This is a genomic window from Alteromonas sp. BMJM2 (genome assembly GCF_027257845.1).
In the GTDB taxonomy this organism is placed as follows: Bacteria; Pseudomonadota; Gammaproteobacteria; order Enterobacterales; family Alteromonadaceae; genus Alteromonas.
Genome location: NZ_JAPVOT010000007.1, coordinates 82,056 through 98,966, shown reverse-complemented (window position 1 = coordinate 98,966; position 16,911 = coordinate 82,056). Strand labels below are relative to the sequence as shown.

The 16,911-nt window shown below is 43.8% G+C and carries 22 protein-coding genes and 1 tRNA gene; 6 read left to right on the top strand and 17 right to left on the bottom strand.

The genetic code is table 11. From position 1 onward, the window contains the following. Positions 1-57: 57 nt before the first annotated feature. From folP to O9X84_RS09660, 5 genes are all read left to right on the top strand, one after another. Positions 58-879, top strand: coding sequence for a dihydropteroate synthase (gene folP, locus O9X84_RS09680; RefSeq protein WP_269519535.1), 822 nt, complete (start codon positions 58-60; stop codon positions 877-879). A 12-nt stretch (positions 880-891) separates the two neighbouring features. Further along, on the top strand, positions 892-2,235 hold the full coding sequence (gene glmM, locus O9X84_RS09675; protein ID WP_269519534.1) for a phosphoglucosamine mutase: 1,344 nt from the start codon (positions 892-894) through the stop codon (positions 2,233-2,235). A 95-nt stretch (positions 2,236-2,330) separates the two neighbouring features. Then, positions 2,331-3,074 carry a triose-phosphate isomerase gene (tpiA, locus tag O9X84_RS09670; RefSeq protein ID WP_269519533.1) on the top strand — a complete coding sequence of 248 codons (744 nt, stop codon included), beginning with the start codon at positions 2,331-2,333 and terminating at the stop codon, positions 3,072-3,074. Between the two features lie 10 nt (positions 3,075-3,084). Continuing rightward, entirely contained in the window at positions 3,085-3,489 is a 405-nt protein-coding gene (gene secG, locus O9X84_RS09665) for a preprotein translocase subunit SecG (protein WP_269519532.1), read from the top strand. Positions 3,490-3,499: 10 nt separating this feature from the next. Then, positions 3,500-3,585 (top strand) — tRNA-Leu (locus tag O9X84_RS09660). A gap of 24 nt (positions 3,586-3,609) precedes the next feature. On the opposite strand, the gene O9X84_RS09655 is transcribed toward O9X84_RS09660, so the two are convergent. Then, on the bottom strand, positions 3,610-4,863 hold the full coding sequence (locus O9X84_RS09655) for a tyrosine-type recombinase/integrase (protein WP_269519531.1): 1,254 nt from the start codon (positions 4,861-4,863) through the stop codon (positions 3,610-3,612). Beyond that, complete coding sequence (xisR, locus tag O9X84_RS09650) at positions 4,847-5,053, bottom strand: excisionase family protein (protein WP_269519530.1); 207 nt, start codon at positions 5,051-5,053, stop codon at positions 4,847-4,849. Before xisR ends, O9X84_RS09655 begins: the two co-directional genes overlap by 17 nt. 34 nt (positions 5,054-5,087) lie before the next feature. Here xisR and O9X84_RS09645 point away from each other — a divergent pair, with 34 nt between their 5' ends. Further along, positions 5,088-5,333, top strand: coding sequence for a hypothetical protein (locus O9X84_RS09645; RefSeq protein WP_269519529.1), 246 nt, complete (start codon positions 5,088-5,090; stop codon positions 5,331-5,333). A gap of 31 nt (positions 5,334-5,364) precedes the next feature. Here the strand turns inward: O9X84_RS09645 and O9X84_RS09640 are convergent, their stop codons facing one another. From O9X84_RS09640 to O9X84_RS09570, 15 genes are all read right to left on the bottom strand, one after another. Continuing rightward, entirely contained in the window at positions 5,365-5,574 is a 210-nt protein-coding gene (locus O9X84_RS09640) for a hypothetical protein (protein WP_269519528.1), read from the bottom strand. Beyond that, entirely contained in the window at positions 5,571-6,701 is a 1,131-nt protein-coding gene (locus O9X84_RS09635; RefSeq protein WP_269519527.1) for an ATP-dependent DNA ligase, read from the bottom strand. The genes O9X84_RS09640 and O9X84_RS09635 overlap by 4 nt, the downstream gene beginning before the upstream one ends. Then, positions 6,701-7,048, bottom strand: coding sequence for a hypothetical protein (locus O9X84_RS09630; RefSeq protein ID WP_269519526.1), 348 nt, complete (start codon positions 7,046-7,048; stop codon positions 6,701-6,703). Before O9X84_RS09630 ends, O9X84_RS09635 begins: the two co-directional genes overlap by 1 nt. 63 nt (positions 7,049-7,111) lie before the next feature. Beyond that, complete coding sequence (locus O9X84_RS09625; RefSeq protein WP_269519525.1) at positions 7,112-7,330, bottom strand: hypothetical protein; 219 nt, start codon at positions 7,328-7,330, stop codon at positions 7,112-7,114. Positions 7,331-7,463: 133 nt separating this feature from the next. After that, a complete protein-coding gene (locus tag O9X84_RS09620; protein ID WP_269519523.1) occupies positions 7,464-8,417 on the bottom strand; it encodes an FAD-dependent thymidylate synthase in 954 nt (317 codons plus the stop codon). Continuing rightward, positions 8,414-8,707 carry a hypothetical protein gene (locus O9X84_RS09615; RefSeq protein WP_269519522.1) on the bottom strand — a complete coding sequence of 98 codons (294 nt, stop codon included), beginning with the start codon at positions 8,705-8,707 and terminating at the stop codon, positions 8,414-8,416. Before O9X84_RS09615 ends, O9X84_RS09620 begins: the two co-directional genes overlap by 4 nt. Next, positions 8,685-9,185: a helix-turn-helix domain-containing protein gene (locus O9X84_RS09610; protein ID WP_269519521.1), complete on the bottom strand. Its 501-nt coding sequence runs from the start codon at positions 9,183-9,185 to the stop codon at positions 8,685-8,687. The genes O9X84_RS09615 and O9X84_RS09610 overlap by 23 nt, the downstream gene beginning before the upstream one ends. A 66-nt stretch (positions 9,186-9,251) precedes the next feature. Then, positions 9,252-9,467 (bottom strand): hypothetical protein, encoded by a 216-nt coding sequence (locus tag O9X84_RS09605; protein ID WP_269519520.1) that lies wholly within the window; start codon positions 9,465-9,467, stop codon positions 9,252-9,254. 5 nt (positions 9,468-9,472) lie between these two features. Further along, positions 9,473-9,952 (bottom strand): hypothetical protein, encoded by a 480-nt coding sequence (locus tag O9X84_RS09600; protein WP_269519519.1) that lies wholly within the window; start codon positions 9,950-9,952, stop codon positions 9,473-9,475. A 62-nt stretch (positions 9,953-10,014) separates the two neighbouring features. Further along, complete coding sequence (locus O9X84_RS09595) at positions 10,015-12,591, bottom strand: DNA polymerase (protein ID WP_269519518.1); 2,577 nt, start codon at positions 12,589-12,591, stop codon at positions 10,015-10,017. 1 nt (position 12,592) lies between these two features. After that, the gene (locus O9X84_RS09590; RefSeq protein ID WP_269519517.1) at positions 12,593-13,117 is read right to left on the bottom strand and encodes a hypothetical protein; all 525 of its coding nucleotides are present in this window, start codon (positions 13,115-13,117) and stop codon (positions 12,593-12,595) included. Then, positions 13,062-14,390 (bottom strand): ATP-dependent DNA helicase, encoded by a 1,329-nt coding sequence (locus O9X84_RS09585; protein ID WP_269519515.1) that lies wholly within the window; start codon positions 14,388-14,390, stop codon positions 13,062-13,064. Before O9X84_RS09585 ends, O9X84_RS09590 begins: the two co-directional genes overlap by 56 nt. Positions 14,391-14,470: 80 nt before the next feature. Continuing rightward, positions 14,471-14,653 (bottom strand): hypothetical protein, encoded by a 183-nt coding sequence (locus O9X84_RS09580; protein ID WP_269519514.1) that lies wholly within the window; start codon positions 14,651-14,653, stop codon positions 14,471-14,473. Then, positions 14,643-15,848 (bottom strand): vWA domain-containing protein, encoded by a 1,206-nt coding sequence (locus O9X84_RS09575; protein WP_269519512.1) that lies wholly within the window; start codon positions 15,846-15,848, stop codon positions 14,643-14,645. The genes O9X84_RS09580 and O9X84_RS09575 overlap by 11 nt, the downstream gene beginning before the upstream one ends. A gap of 9 nt (positions 15,849-15,857) precedes the next feature. After that, positions 15,858-16,874 (bottom strand): ATP-binding protein, encoded by a 1,017-nt coding sequence (locus O9X84_RS09570; protein WP_269519510.1) that lies wholly within the window; start codon positions 16,872-16,874, stop codon positions 15,858-15,860. Between the last annotated feature and the right edge of the window lie 37 nt (positions 16,875-16,911).

Below are 16,911 nucleotides of genomic sequence, written 5' to 3'. Positions count from 1 at the left end.
TAATCTGGCGTTTTTTATTATAGACACTGTAATCTACAAATATTAACGAGTTTTTTAATGCAGTTTGCCAATCACTCTATCAATCTTTCTGAACCTCGAATTATGGGTATTTTAAATGTCACCCCCGATTCTTTTTCTGATGGTGGACAACACACGTCCACTCAACATGCAGTTCAGCATGCACTTAAGATGGTTGAGCAGGGCGCTACGTTTATTGATATTGGTGGAGAGTCTACTCGTCCAGGCGCAAAAGAAGTGGCGCTTCAAGAAGAATTGGACAGAACCATTCCAGTTATTGAAGCCATTTCGGCAAATAGCGACTGTGTCATTTCAATAGACACAAGCAAAGCGCAGGTGATGACAGAGGCCGTTAACGCTGGTGCCGGTTTAATCAACGACGTAAGAGCGCTTCGTGAACCAGGCGCGCTAGTAGCGGCATCAAAGGCAAAAGTTCCTGTTTGTCTAATGCACATGCTGGGTCAGCCACGGACCATGCAATCTCATCCTAAGTATAATGATGTAGTAGCAGATGTTAGCCAGTTTTTGCTTGAGCGGATTGAAGCCTGTAAAAGTGTAGGAATAGACAAGTCATCTATATTGTTAGACCCTGGTTATGGCTTTGGGAAATCCCTTGAACACAATTATGCTTTGGTGAAATATCTTCCTGATATCATGGCACTAGGTCTTCCTGTTTTAGTGGGCATGTCTCGAAAATCTATGATTGGAAAGTTATTAGATAGAAATGTGGACGAACGCTTGGCTGGAAGCATAGCACTCGCTACAATTGTTGCTCAAATGGGCGCACACATTATACGTGTACACGATGTGCAAGAAACGGCGGATGCCGTGAATATCGTGAAAATGCTGAATAAAATGTAATAAGGAATAATAATGAGTCAGCGTAAATATTTTGGTACCGACGGTATCCGTGGCAAGGTCGGCGAAAGTAGCATTAATCCTGAGTTTTGCATCAAATTAGGCTGGGCTGCGGGTAAAGTACTCGCAGGCCGAGGTACTAATAAGGTGCTTATTGGTAAAGATACACGTATTTCTGGGTACATGCTTGAGTCTTCATTAGAAGCAGGGCTTTCAGCGGCGGGTATCAACATCGGACTTCTTGGTCCAATGCCGACGCCTGCAATAGCATACCTTACCAAAACATTCCGTTCTGAAGCCGGCATTGTTATCAGTGCGTCGCACAATCCTTATTACGATAATGGCATTAAGTTTTTTTCCGCTCAAGGTTTTAAGCTTGACGATGACATTGAACTGGCTATAGAAGAAATGCTTGAGCGGCCAATGACATGCGTTGCTTCTGACAAATTAGGCAAGGCTACGCGTATAGATGACGCAGCTGGCCGCTACATCGAATTTTGTAAAGGTACATTCCCCTCTGAACTATCCCTTACCGGTTTAAAGATTGTGGTCGATTGCGCCCACGGTGCTACCTATCATATCGCGCCGAACGTACTGAGAGAACTTGGTGCTAACGTCATTGAAATTGGTACCGCGCCAAATGGTCTAAATATCAATGATCAAGTCGGTGCTACGGCTATGGACGGTATCGTTGCCAAGGTGAAAGAAACGGGCGCAGACCTTGGATTTGCACTAGACGGAGATGGCGACAGACTCATGATGGTTGATCATCTGGGTAATGTACTTGATGGCGATCAGATTGTTTATATCATTGCGCGCGATGCTCTTAAAAATGGTCAGATGCAGGGGGGGGTGGTTGGAACACTTATGAGCAACTTAGGGTTGGAAAATGCCCTGAGTAAGTTGGGTGTTCCATTTGCAAGAAGTAAAGTGGGCGATCGTTACGTTATGGAGCTTCTTCAGCAAAAAGGCTGGTCTATTGGCGGAGAGAGCTCAGGGCACATTCTTAATCTTTCTATGTGCTCGACAGGAGATGGTATTGTGGCTGGTCTACAGGTGCTTGCTGCCATGCTACGATCTCATTTGGACTTACATGATTTAGCCAGCGGTTTTGAAATGTATCCTCAAACATTAGTAAACGTTCGATACACAAAACAAGATACAGACTATCTAGCTCATCACGATGTACAAAATGCAAAACTGGAAGCTGAGGCTGCCTTAGGCAAAACTGGCAGAGTATTACTGCGGAAAAGTGGTACGGAGCCATTAATAAGAGTTATGGTTGAATCTAACGAAGAGCAAAAGTCTGAGAAATGGGCAGAACATATTGCAGAAACTGTTCGTAATCTCGCCAATTAGTTGGTGTAGCAGGAAATTTCGCTTTTTATACTTGTATCTTACGTTGTAAATAGTTAATATCACGCCCGCTAAAAGACAGGGCTAAGGTCGACAAAGTGAGTAATAAAATAAGACAGTCTCTGGTTGCTGGAAACTGGAAGATGAACGGAGACACAGCACTTGTTGCCGACTTCAATGAGAAGTTTAATGCAGTGCAATGTGAAACGAACGTAGTGATTTGTTCACCGTCCACTTTGTTTCATCATTTTGCTGGCGATTCATTCTTTATAGGCGCTCAGAATGTAAGTCACCTTGATAATGGAGCTCACACAGGTGAGTTGTCATTAGAGATGATTAAGGATGCCGGTTGTCGTTATGCCATTGTTGGCCACTCTGAAAGAAGGGAAGATCAACAAGAGTCTAACGAACTTGTAGCGCTTAAAGCGAAGAAATGCGTCGAGGCGGGTGTTACACCAATCATTTGTGTTGGTGAGTCTTTAGAAATCCGCGAAGCGGGTGACGTAGAACGTTTTGTTGGCGAGCAGTTAGATGCACTAACTTCCACGCTTTCAATTGAAGAGTTGTCAAAGTCTGTTATTGCTTATGAGCCAATTTGGGCCATAGGGACAGGAAAAACAGCTACGCCTGAACAGGCACAAGAAGTTCACGAGTTTATACGCGGTTACTTTGATAAAGTAGACGCAGATTTGGCCCTCAAGCTTCCTATTTTATACGGTGGAAGCGTGAAACCTGATAATGCGCAAACGTTGTTTTCACAAAAAGACGTAGATGGCGGTTTAATTGGTGGGGCTAGTTTAAAAGCTGAAGATTTTATTTCAATTTGCCAAGCGGCAAACTGACGAGGTATTTATGATTTATGAAGTGCTTTTAGTAGCATACCTAGTTGTTGCACTCTTATTGATTGGGTTCGTGTTAATCCAACAAGGTAAAGGGGCGGACATGGGCGCTTCTTTTGGCTCGGGTGGTTCAAACACCGTGTTTGGTTCAGGCGGCTCTGGCAATTTTATGACTCGCACAACGTCAATTTTGGCCGGCTTATTCTTTTTCATAAGCTTGTCACTCGGTGCTATGACGGCAAATCGCGAAAGTGCCGAAGACGAGTGGAACAATTTGGATGTACCTGCGGCAGTCGAAGTACCAGGTGATGCAGATGTGCCAGTGGTAGAAGATGTACCTGCACAATCTGATATCCCAGTTACTGATGAAACACAAGACGACGTGCCGGCAACTGATGGTATCGACACGCCAGAGTAAAAAGTTTATTGCGGAAGTGGTGGAATTGGTAGACACGCCATCTTGAGGGGGTGGTGAGCATAGCTCGTGCGGGTTCAAGTCCCGCTTTCCGCACCAATTTTTATGTTTTAAATCAAGTACTTAAGTGTTCCCTGTGTTTCTCTGTGACGCGATTGTGACATTTTGGAACATTTTTGTGACTTGATCTGCCATATCAGGCATCTCTTCATCGATCCAACGACCATAGTGTTTCTCGAACATTGTGATCGACGTATGACCCATCTCTCTCATTATCCAACGTTCATTAACACCCTTCGTTAAAAGTTGACTGGCGAACGTATGGCGAGCTTGATTGGCACCTCTGTCTCTCACTTGTGCTTTCTTCAAATGGTTCGTGAAAAAGTCATAGTTGTACTTTGCACTTAATGCATAAGGTTCGTTTGAACCAGTCTGCCTAAATACATAGGACAGTCTTTGACTCTTGGTTCGACGTTTATCTGATTGACCTACTTCCGATCGGATAGGCGACAGCATAAAGGTAAGGGCTTTCTGTGCGACTAATATGTCGTAAGCTTGCCCGAGCAAATGAATAGTACGAATACTGGATTTGGTCTTAGGCACTTTTAAGTCATGTGACACAACAGAACGCTGTACCTTAACGGTGCGTTGTGTGAAGTCCACATCTTCCCAGGCTAAAGCCATCCACTCTGATATTCGCATACCAGTCCACGCAGCGAACATAAATGCGTTACGTTCTGACAACATGTGAGTGTCAGTGTTCTCTATGGCTTCAAGTTCCTTCATTGTGAAAGGGTCAGCATTGTCTTCTGAGTCCTTATCTAAATTAGGTACATGAGCGCACGGGTTGAACTCAATCACTCTGTCTGCGAGTGCATCTGCAAAGATGCCACGAAGCGGAGTCATTATGTCGTTAATGGTTTTGTTAGCCAGCTCACCCAAGTCCACCATTCTCCAACGCTTGATCTCAGACTGTAGCAGTGTGTCAATCTTGCGTGGCCCAAACTTGGGTATGATGTGCTTGTGTACTCGCTTCTCCATTAAGTCGTGTGTCTTTTTAGACACTTCACTCTTCTTGCCTTCAAGCCAAAGTAGTAATGACTCTTCGACGGTAGGTACTACGAGTGCCGGTTCAAACTGACTGGCTCTCTTTGAATTGGGGAAGTGTTTTCGATAGGAGAAAGTTTGCATAACGATTTCATGCAATATCGTTGTGCGCTTGTTGGCAGCAAACTTAATATTGTCTTTTGTCGCTCGTACATTAATCAGGGTTTCTCTACACCTGACTCCCTTAAATTGGAAATCGATAGATATAGAGTCACCCCGTAGGTGTACACCTTTATACTCCTTAGCGAAATCACTAAGCAACTTGGTCATGCTGTTCCTCAAACAATTCGTCGATGCGTTCGTAGTGGTACATTATTACACCTTGAACTTTCTTCCAATGTTTACCTTCTTCAAGGTGTCCACGGGTTCGACGTTTTGTGAGACTGTCATAGGTTAAACCTTTCAGTTCAAGCATGACTTTTGGGTAAACCCAACCTAGCTTAATGTATTGATTTTTCATACAATAGTAGTCCTATTTTGTTGTAAGGAAATTTATGAATAATAAAAGGGTAGGCTATAAAAGAATAGCTAATGTTATAAGTATACTTTTCTCAGCTTATGCCATTCTCTCTTGCTTGTTTATTTACCTGTTTGAGATTGATGGTTTCAAACAAGGCAGCGATGAAGCTTACTTTCTTTTACCGTTTAGTTTGGTAAGTGCGGTTATCGGTTACTTCTTGCCGCAACTCATTTATAAAATGGGCTGTTACATTGCAGATGGTTTTAAGCCTGCAGAATAAAAGAAGCCCCGATTAAGGGGCTTCGTTGTATCTACAGTACAGCTTTAAGCATGGCTGCTTGTTCGTGAGTGAGTTCAAAGGTCACTGGTGTTGGTACGTCTTTACCAGTAAGGCTAATGGTTACACCTTCGTAGTTGACCCACCCAGTTCGTTGGACTAAGCAACCATCTATTTCAGCCCATCGATGTGTCACTGATACCTCAGCGTCTTCTACTTCTACTTCAGGTTCAGTACTGCTCATACGTCCTCTCGAATGCGTAATGCAACGGGATGGAATGGGCATCCATCTGGTGTAAGGTTAAAGTATTTGACTGTAAGATAAAGGCCAATGTTTTGCCCACCGTTGATAGCGTGAGTATGCTTTTCTTGTGCGTTGCCTGGGGCTGTGACAGAAAACTCGACACCGGCATCTGTGACACACTTATAGATTCCGACTTCGGTGTTGTTACGTTCATTGCGTTTACCCCGTAGAGAGTCAATGATTCGAAACTCAGCATCTTGGAAGTCCTTCTTTTTCATGAGTGACTTGCTGCGCTTGCCTTGTTCATAACCTGCATTGCCTTGACGAACAATAGTGCCTTCGTAACCAAGCCCAATGTACTTAGCGTGCAAGTCGTTTAGTTCTTCCTCGCTATACACTAGTCTGGTTTCTGTACCATCAAGGTGCGTAGTTTCAATGTTATCTAGTAACTGGTTTAGGAGCTTAACTCTATCTCCATAAGGGTATGCCCAATCAACGTCATACAGGTTATAAACCAGTCTAAGAGACTCAGGTTTAGGTTTCTTGACCCATGAGCTTATAGTCTGCAGTGTCTCACCGTGAGCGTAGACTTCACCGTCCAGTACTCGGCCTGTCCAAATGTCTGCGTCATAGGCTGCTTGAAGTGTTGCTCTGATGTGCTCTACATCAAGTACTTTGCCTTGGCGTGAGTACAGCACAACTTTATGATCTTGGATTGTGGCCAGCATACGGTGACCGTCAAACTTAGGCTGCACATACACTGGGTAATCCCACTGCTTAACCTTATCGATAGGCTGCGCAAGCATCGGCTTAATGAAACCAAGTCCATTCTTAGCAGTGTCGCCCTCTACTGGTATATCAGAAAGGTAACCACCGTCTAGCTTCTTAGCTACTTTACTCTTGGCTTCAAGCACTGCCTGTTCCAGTGGTGTGGTTTCATTGGCACGGCCAATATTCTTACCTACTGTGTACTTAGTTGGTGTTTCGACTGCTTTGCCGCCTATGACTTTCGCTGACGCTACAGTCATTAGGGCGTGTGTGCCTTCATCAGTAACACGGACACTCCATGTGCCTATCTTACCGTTAGAGTGTACCTTGTAGAGTAGTTTTTCAAACAATGGGTTCATTAGTTGCTCCAAACCTTTTTTATTTTTACTTTAATTGGTTTACCTACTTCTTCACCGAGGTAGGCGTCGTGACAGTTTTTAAAAAACCATAGATGGCAATCAATTCTGTAGAGAGTTGGTTCGTCTGTTGGGTCTACTAGATTTGTAATCTGCGAAAAAATAAACGTGTCTAAAGGGTTTCCTACTTTTTCGTAGTCAGCACTTAAAAGAACAGTGTCCCCATATTCGCTTGTAGCTACATGAAATACTGCAGGGTACTTTGTGCCGGGGTCAGGATATAAATGGCCCCAAGTATCATTCATTGCGTTGTGTTTCTTTTTACGGCCCAAGGCGTCATACATAGGCATACATATTCTCCAGACACAAAAAAGCCACCTTAACGGTGGCTGTTTGTTTAATTGGTTTACTTACTAAGAAACAATAAATTCTTTCAACTTAGTCTTCGTGTTTGCAGCGTTAGCTTCGTCAATCATGGCTTTGTTAGCCTTTTCTTGTTCTTGCTTAAGTTTGGCCTGCAACTCTTTACGCTTTAGTTCAGCGGTCTTTTGCTGTTCTTGTGCTTTAGCTACTGCTGCTTCGCATAAGGCTACAGCTTTGTTTAATAATGAAGTTACTGATGTGTTGAACATTTTTATTACTCAATAAGGAAGGATTAGGGGGAATGGGTGACACGATCTGATGGGATCTCTAAAACCTGCTTAACAATTTGCTGGTCTATGGCTAGTGTCATCGCCTAGCTGTCAGCCTACGAGGGCATACCAACTATGAGGATATGGCTTTCCAAATGTCACCGTGAGGGCTGTTGCTCAAGTGGGTGTTCCACTGTTCAGCTAACATTTGGATTTCTTTCTGTGCATGGAGGTCAATACGTTGCTCGTATGCGCGATTCCATGCGTTTAAGGAAGCAGTGACATAATAACTGGTTATCATGTTTTGTGGCAAGAGACTTCTTGCTTGTTCCGGTGCATAACCTTCTTCAATGTTTTCTTCGTAATCTTGGGCCATCAGTGTGACACGGCCTCTAGCAAACAAGGACATCGCTGCACTGTCTGGGTGAATATCACCACTACCTTGCTTAATCGAACCGTCGGGACGACTACGCCATTCATCAATGTGGTAAAACTCAGGTGTGTCGTCAACGTATCGACGAGACACTTCATTGTATGTAGTACCTACCATGTGCTTAAAGCGTTGGCGTGCAATGAAGATAGGAATAGTTTCACGCATCGTTACGTCAATGAATGCAGGGTCAGTTTCAACTTCTGGTTCCCATACGTCATTCATTGTTTGACTGTAAGAAGTGACATCTGACAGTAGTGCCTTGGCACAATTAGGTACTTTCTCAAACAAGAAGTTAATAATGGCATCTTTGTAAGTCGGTTCAATCATGTCTTGCTTAAGTAAGTTAACCCAACCAAACAATGATGTACGGAACTTAAAGGTGCTCTTGTTTGTACGCCATACTGCTGAAGCAATGTCTTCAGGATTTACGTTAGCTAGTTTAACGAATACGTCATTAGCTACCAATGTGAAACGCGCATGACTGAACGGAGTCCAGTGCCGGTGACCGGCAAGGTAATGTACTAAGCCTTCATCTGAACCTTTTGGTTTATCTTTACGGAACGTGAATACACTTGATTCTTTGTCCATTGAGACGCGAGCTGCGTTTACGCAGAGCAAGTCGTCATTGTTGTGATTAACTAATTCAGCCTTCATTTTAGTCTCTTAAAAGTCGTGGCCACTATGTCTTCGTGGCGCTTATGAATTGTTTTTACTTTCTGCTCAAGCTGTCCATCAACTTCGCGTTCGAATATGACTTGCTTATAACCGGCATCAAGGAAAAGGTTATTTAGTGCTTTGTAATCCAGTCGTGTGAACTGTCCACGCATTGCGAATACGCAAACCAGTTGCTTAGTAGGGAAGCTAACGTTGAACGTACATTCTTTGGTTCGCCATATCTGATGTACGTCTTGAACCTCAAATTTATGCGTCTTCTCTAAGCTCATTGAACACCCCATTTACTAAGTCCTGGTATTGGTCAATTGGAACTAGAGCCCACTTGGGTTTACGCTTGTGCGTGATGATAAGAGTCTCGTCTTCATCTTCTGGCGTGATGCCTTGCTTAAGTGTGGCAAACGGGATTACAGGGGTAGTGATACCCAAGCGTGGTGTTTCTCTTATTTTGTGCTGAGACAGTTTCATATAAACCATCTGCTCACTGATATTCAGGGTTTCAGCCATCTCAGGGACGCTGTAACACTCTTTCCAAAGGACACGCATACTGTCTACCAGTTGCTTATCTCGCATCTCAGAACCGCTTGGTAGTTTCCAGCGTTTCCGTCTGCTCCATATAGTGTCTTTGGTTACATTAAATCTTTCAGCGATTACGCTGTCTGAGTAACCGTCGTTAATAAGGTTCTCAATTTGGGGTCTGTCTGAATCGAAAGGGGGCTTACGTAGAATGGGAGGGAATGTACTGTTCATTGGTAGGTAACTCTTGCGGGGAGCGGAACAGGTACTTCTCCCATTCCACCTAAGTAGGAAATGGGTTTATCTCATGCGTTCGGCACGTTCGGCCTTATCATGATCTGTAGCGCAGTCAGCGTCACAGAATAGCTTTTTATTGTTGAGTGGTTCTTCGCAGTTATAACAACTGCCTTTAGGAAGAATTGTGGGTTTACTATTAGCGCGTGCTTTAGCAATAGCGCGTTGACGGGCTTCTTCTTCAATAGCTGAAGCTTTATCTACTGGATCTGCAAACATCATGTACCTCATGCAGTTTTGTAAACTTCGTTTTCTTCGTCTTTTACAAAGTCAGTGACACCTAACTCAACAAGTAATTTGTAAGCTTGGTCTACGTCCCACGAGTATTTGTATGGGGTAGCAAGCCAGCCTACGCTGAGTAGATGTTTTTGATTGAATGTATCAATTAAGGCTTTGTGGTGTTTGTTTAAGGTTTCCACCATGTCCTTCTGAAACTGAGGGTCGTTAACCTCAATCTCGTCAGATTTCATGTAGTAGGAACCAAAATCGTCAATACCAACGACAGCAATAAATACAGTCCATTTGTGACGAATATTCGAAATGAGTTGGAATGTGTCCTGTGTCATGGGTATTAACTGGGAATTAGTTAATGATAGGAACTGACACGGGCCTTGTGCTGGAACACAACCGATAGCTGTGTTTTTTAGCTGTGCTCTGGAACGAGCTTCAGCGTGTTTAAGCGGGTTGTACTTCTTCCGCTTGGACATAACAGTACCTGTTTAATTTATAAAATCAAGGAGAACAGCCCTACAAATGTAGGGCGTTCGTTTTATGCGGCTTCAGCTTCAGTTAAGAAATCTTGAATGACTTCTTTTATCTGATCTTGTGTAGCCCCATTTGGCAACTCAACTTCATCCTTCCATGTAGGGTAGAACAGAGATAGCTCACCACCTAAGCCAACACTGTCATGTTGAATCTCAGGTAGTTCTTGCCATTCCATACACTCTACTAAGTTATGGTTTAACCACTCCACGGCTTCTAGGTCGTCGCGTACCATGAAGTACTGGGCATCATGTATATGAGCCACAGGTAGAATGTCATAACGGAAGTCTGAGTCGAAGGTGCGCTCTTGCAGGTCAATACCTGCTCTGTTGTTAAGAAGACCGTAAGACTGGCCAAGTGCGTTACCTGCGGTACGTCCCTCTGCTTTAGCTTCGTAAGGAGTTCGTGAGTTCCCCATTAACGATTGCTTAATCACAGGCGTTCTTACTCTTAGACCGAAAGCTACTGTTACGTAACCGTCGATTGCTGCTCGGCTAATCTTGTCTTGAACCCAATCATCTGACCACTGATAGAGGTTGTGATAGTTGGTTTCAATACCGATAGCTTCTTCTTTGGTTAGCCCCAATCCCATCAAGCCGTGATACGTACCACCATAGGTTAGTAGGAACGTTGGCGACTTTGATTTTTGTCTGAGTTCAGGGTATTTCTTTTTGATGCTATTAATTGACTTAACAGAGTTAGGGTCAATGTCAGGCATCTGGTGCTTAAAGTAGCTGTACGCACGTAGACAGTGACCATCGTAGCCATCGGTGTAAACCTTTAGCTTCTCTGGATCACGTGTAGTCAGTGCTGATATACGGTCTTCTAAGGACGCGAAATCTGCTCCCATGAATACCCATCCAGGTGGCGCAACAAAGCAAGACTTAACTAGCTTCGCATAGGTAGCACCAGTAGACGGTATATTCTGCATGTTAGGGCCAGATGAACTTAGGCGCCCTGATACTGTACCGCCAATGTTAAAGTTACCATGCACATAGTAATGGCCGTCAGACTTAAGAACTGCCTTTTCAAATGCTTTGATAAACGTACCTAGAATTTTATCTGCGTCAAAGAAATCGACGCACTTCTTCAGTACTTCTTTAATCTTGTCGTTATCAGTCATTGCATACAGCTTCATCAGCGTTTCACCACCCACAGCGCCAGCGCCAGTGGGTGTTTTGTCTACGATAGGGAAATCAAGGAAGTCGTACAGGAACCGTTGCATCATTGGGTTAGAGTTAGGGTTAAAGACAATGTAGTCAAAGTCTTCAATTGGCTTAACCTTTGTTTTCAATTCTGCATTGCGCTTATGCATGGCGTTTTCACGTTCCATGTATATGAAATCTTTGATGCCTTCGAAACTGTTCAGTATTCGGTGACATTCTTCAATTTCATGTTCAAGCACTTTACGGGCATGTTTGACTTGCTTCATATCGACAGGCATACCTGTCAATTCCATTTGCAGCACAACTTTTACTGATGGCTTCATGATGTTCTCGTAAACATCAAGCTGCTGATCTTTCACCACAGTAGGGTAATGCTTGTTATGTACATACCACGTAGCTAGACAATCTTTCAGTTGGTACACCTCAAGATCTTCTTTAGTGAGCTTCGTAATATCTTGCACATCTTCTGCAAAGTTCCCGGTGAACTCGTGCGACTGCTCTTTAAGAGATAGGTTATTACCGGCACACGAATTAGTAGCCAAGTAGGTAAGCAGTTTGGTGTCGTCGAAGTTACGAGTCATTACCTCGATACCTTCTTGTTTACCTTTCTCGTCCAGAAGACCGTTCATAAACAGTGTGTTTATTAATATCTTCATATCGTAATTCGCGTTGTGATAAATGCACTTGCCGCGATAAGTAAAGAAGAACTCTTTAAGGAGCTGTCTCACTTTACTGTTTGGCTTGTGGTAATCATCACACCAGATAACAACCCCGTTGTGTTGATCCCATGCAAAACCAATAGTCACAACACCTGTTTTCCAGAAGCTTAAGCTCAACGTTTCGGTATCAACCGTTAACGCATCGTATTCCTTAAGATCCTGCAGGACAGAGTAAACCTGATTAGGGTGACGTATGTACTTAGCTGATTTAACGATGTCAGTACCAATTTCTTTGTAGTTACCTTTCACCGTATCAGCTAGCGTTTGTAACCCCATATCCAGTTTTGTTTGCAGGTCTGGATTGTAGAATAGGGCAGAATGGTTTATTCCCAACACAACCTTCATGTGCGAATAACCGTCCACAATACACGGCAGGGCGTAGCCGTGGTGTGGGTCTGCTTTCTTCTCACCTGTTAACACCTTAAAGTACTCGGCGTCAGGTACATAAAGGTACTCAACGCCTTGTTCCTTAAGTATCGGCATAAGGTCTTGCAAATAAGCACGCATGATTTTCACAGGTGGTTTCTTATTCTTCGGGCCGTACACCAAATCAAACGCAATTATGTCTTTTGGCTTAACACCAAGTTGACGTAACGGCTGAATGTAGGAGGTCTCCATTTGAGTCTTTCGCAGCGAGTTACTCTTAATGAGTATCGCTACTTTGTACTCAGTGTTCTCTCTAAAAATGATGTGCTGCATGTTATGCCTTTAGTGTGTTAAGAATTAACTGCATCTTTAACAACTTCACACCTTCTTCATTATCGCTTTGGAACTGCATAACTTGCTCAGTCATGAGTGAGGGATATTCTTCTTCACCGCGCTCAGGAAGTGCAGTGTGTACGCAGCTAGGCAACAGCAGGTAAAGGTCAGAGTTATTCTTGGCCTTGTTCAGTGCTTGGTTTATGAAACCATTCACCTCATGCTGTCTTAATGCGTGACGTTCCCACTCATCTGCGTGAGCTTGGAAGTCTTCAACGAAATATTTGTGTAGTCTTCTAAGTTGATAAGGCTGCAGATTGTTTAGCCGGTGAACGAAGGGTTCACCTCTGAATCGAAATCCAGCAACAGAATTGAGTTTGTCTCGTTGTCTTATTGAAAAGTCGTCGATAACTTTCTGTTTGGATTCTTCGAATGTGTCTAAGATGAAATCTCTGATAGACGATTGAACTTCAGCTTTCCAGTAGCGTCTCTTTGAGTCCTTTGAGTTTTGCTGCTGCGCTGTCATTGTTTGTTTCTCCTAAGTATTCAGGGGGAAGTTGTCCACACATGATCACTTCAGTCGATGCACGTGACACGGCAACGTAAAGTAAGCGAGCTACATCGTCTGGATTTTTACAGGAACCAATGTCACTCAAGTCAATGAACACTTTGTCGTAGGTAGAACCTTGTGACTTGTGAACGGTAGATGAGTAGACAGGACGTAAATCGCCCCATTGGTCTTTCACGTGGAAGTACTGTTTCCATTGCTTTGCATCAGCAAACTTTCTAAGCAGTGCTTTCACTTTCCAACGCTCAGTTGGTACGAATAACTCTTTGCGCTTCTCAAGGTCTACTAGGAAGCCCTCAATGCCATCAATGTTCACTTGTTCTACGTTCTTAACAGTGACGGGAACGTCAGTGCTGTAAGAGATGTAGTCAGAAGTGCTCTCCATGATGGGTTTGTTGGTGATAAGGGTTTCACCTTCGTTGATATGGTCTGGGACATTACGACAGTAGCGAATAAACGAGTTATAAGCTGATACTCTATTGTTAGTCCACGCCAACACCTTAGCGGTGCGCTCTGGCTGAAAGCCAGGGTGCGTAAATACATGACGAATCTGTTCTTCAAATTCATCTGGTTCCACGTGTTTCACGGATAAACCATCATGTATTAATGGTTTGAACTGTCCTGTGTGTACTGTCTCTCGGTATGCTTTGGCTATCTTTGAGATAGTGCCTTTGTTACGCATGATGGTGTTAAGGCGTACTGTTTTAATACCGGCATCAAAGATAGGTGATTTGCTTTCGTTAACGCTAATAAGCTGTGCAGGGTCACCCATGTAGATGATCTTGCAGTTCATGGTTAACAGGTTAATGAAACCTTTCAGTGAACTATCAATGAAGCTGGCTTCATCAATAATTATTAATTTGTTTTCCAGTACTTCGGCAGCCTTGCTTTTGATTAAGCTAGTTGTACCGTTACTCCAGTTGTTTTTCATGATCAGCTTTAAGTAAGCGTGAATCGTCATGGGCTCGATTTCCATTGTCTCTGACAATACGCGAGCTGCTTTTCTGGTTGTTGCTGTAATAGCGATTTCGTCGAAATCACGGAACTGGGCGCCTAACACTTCATGGGCTTGCTTGTACTTGTCGAAGTTCTCTAAGTAGTGCGCAATGAGTGTTGTCTTACCTGTTCCAGCGTAGCCCTCTAAAACCATTTCATCAGCTTCAGGGTCTAGTAAGAATTTGGTTATTTCGATGACTGCCTTTGACTGGCAATCGTTGAGAGTGAATGCCATTGGCGATCCTTATTATAAAAAGGCCACACTAGAGCGGTATGAAGTGTCTGGGTCGAGACAACTCTAGTGCGGCAAAAGGGTTAATTGAGTAGGGTAATCATCCAAGCAGCAAAGTTAATGGCGCAGATTATTTGCCAAATATTGACTTGGCGCTTGTAGTAAGTTCGGCTGGTCATGGCAGCAGCAAAGTTCTCTTCTAGTTGTGGTCTAGTGAACCCTTTAGATGACTGTATGGCCGCAGCCTTAAATTGCTCATACTTCAAAGTGAATTACCTTACCTCGTTTAGTCGAGAAGTCTGAGTTGCCTTCGATAATCCAATAAACTGGAACATCTCTTGGTACTTCGTTTTCATCAAAGCCAAAGTGACCATCAGTGAATACCACTAATGCTTTTGGTTTGTTTTCAACTGCGTACTCCATGACAGGTGTGATATTGGTTCCGCCATCACCTTTAAGCTCGATGTTCAATACATCTGCAGCTTCTTCGATGGTTGTGGTGGTCGTAATATCAGTGTTGAAACCAAGTACAGTTGTCTTAGTCGGTTTCAATTGCGTATGGATTGCGTGTATTTCAGAGATGAATTGGTCTATTTGGCCGGGGCCGACTGAACCAGATACATCAACTGCAACGGTAATTTCAGTCAGTGATTCTGAGTTCTGAGTAGGCAAATACGTGTCAGGTAAGTAACGACGATTAGGGCGTTCAAAGGAGTAATCTACTTTGGCCAAGTCCGTCATGTGCTTAGACAGTATTTTGTGCCACGGCATTTTAGGTGACAGTAAGTTGTCCAAGAAGATCTTAACTTCCCCTGGAACATCACCCCAACCATCTGCTTGTTCAGCAAGTATCGATGCACGTTGTATCGTGTCTATGGTTTCAGATTCAATCTCTGCCCATTCAATACCGTCATCGTCTTGTGGTGTGTCGAAGTCGTCTTCGGCTTCGTCAACAGTGCTGTTTATGTAAGAGAAGTCGAGTATTTCGCCTGTCTCTTCATCAAACCAGTCATCGTCATCTTCCCAAGACTCTTTAGCTGCTTGCTTTGCTTTCTCTACAACGATGTCATAAGCCTCTTCTGAGGTCTTATTCTCAAAGTCTTCGTGATAGTTCCATGTGTCAGGAACATCAAAGCCTTGCTTAATCAGAAGGTCTGTGACGATGTATTCAGTCGCTGACTTCCACGTGTAGTAGTCTTTACCTTTACCGCGAATAGGGTGCTGTAAAGCAACCCTATAAGCAGCTTTGGCTAAGAACGCAATACGCTGAGTAGGGCGTAAAGTCATAAAGTAATTCGGGTTCACCAGTAGGTAAACCCCGTTCGTTTGTGACGTATGCGTTCTCTCGCTCCAGTTGAAGCGCAAACTGAATAGTATCGTGGTTAGAAATACACTATTGGGTCGAGAGATAAGTTGTATCTTCGCTGCATCTAAAGCGTTCGTTAGTTCTTCAGTTTGCATAATGCTTCCTTAGATTAGCGCAGACAATTCCATAGCTTTATTCATGAAAAGCTCGTTTTGTGTAAGCAGTGGATAACGTCTGCTCATGTCACGAATTGTGATCACTTGGAACTCACGCGGCATACGATTCACGTAACGCATAAGCGAGTTAACGTTGCTCTTAGTCACGTTGTCTGCAAGCATCCCTGACAGTGCGAATAGCGTTCCGCCATCGTTGTAGGGCATGTTGACTGTCTCTGGGCCTGACTCGATGGACTGGATTGACGGCAGTTGTTCGAACACGTTTAAGAACTGAATGAACTCACGTGCTGCGCCTTCACCAAGCGTACCGGCTAATAGCGGTAGTGCTGATGGGCCAACGTCTTTCATCTTGCCAAGTAACTTACTGGCAAATTCCCAAGTACGTGGGCACGCAAAGGTGTAATCAGTGTGGTCTGGATCAAACATCTGTAAGTTGCTTGGACGATACTGAATGTAAGATACAACACGAGGGTCGTAGTCTTGTTCTTGTGCGTGTGCAATCCAATCTGCAGTGTTTACCATCAACTCGATATGAACGAGTCGTGACTGCATAGCAGTGCTTGAGCGAGAGGTGAATGCACCATCTGACTCTAGGTTGCCGGCTGCTACGATAGCGACTTGTGGGTGCAGCTTACGACCACCGACCATACGGTCTAGTAGAATCTTGTATGCTGCTTTCTGCACTGATTCAGGTGCGTGAGGTAGCTCGTCTAAGAATAGAAGCCAACCGTCTTTACCTTCAGGGATCAGAGAATCTGTAGTTGGGAACGTGTCAAATGGAATGAATGTCGCTACGTCACCATTGACTTTAGGGAAGCCCTTTAAGTCTGTTGGGTCACAGTTAGCTAGACGTTCATCAATGACTTCTAGGTTAAATTCTTTCGCTACTTTGCGCACAATGTCTGACTTCCCTGTTCCTGGCGAACCATGAATCATGGGAACTAGACCTGCACGAATGACAGTAGCGATACTTTCTACAGCTACACTTGGTTTTACTGCGTTCATGTGGATATTTCCTTGTTGTTAATCGCAAGAGTGCGTG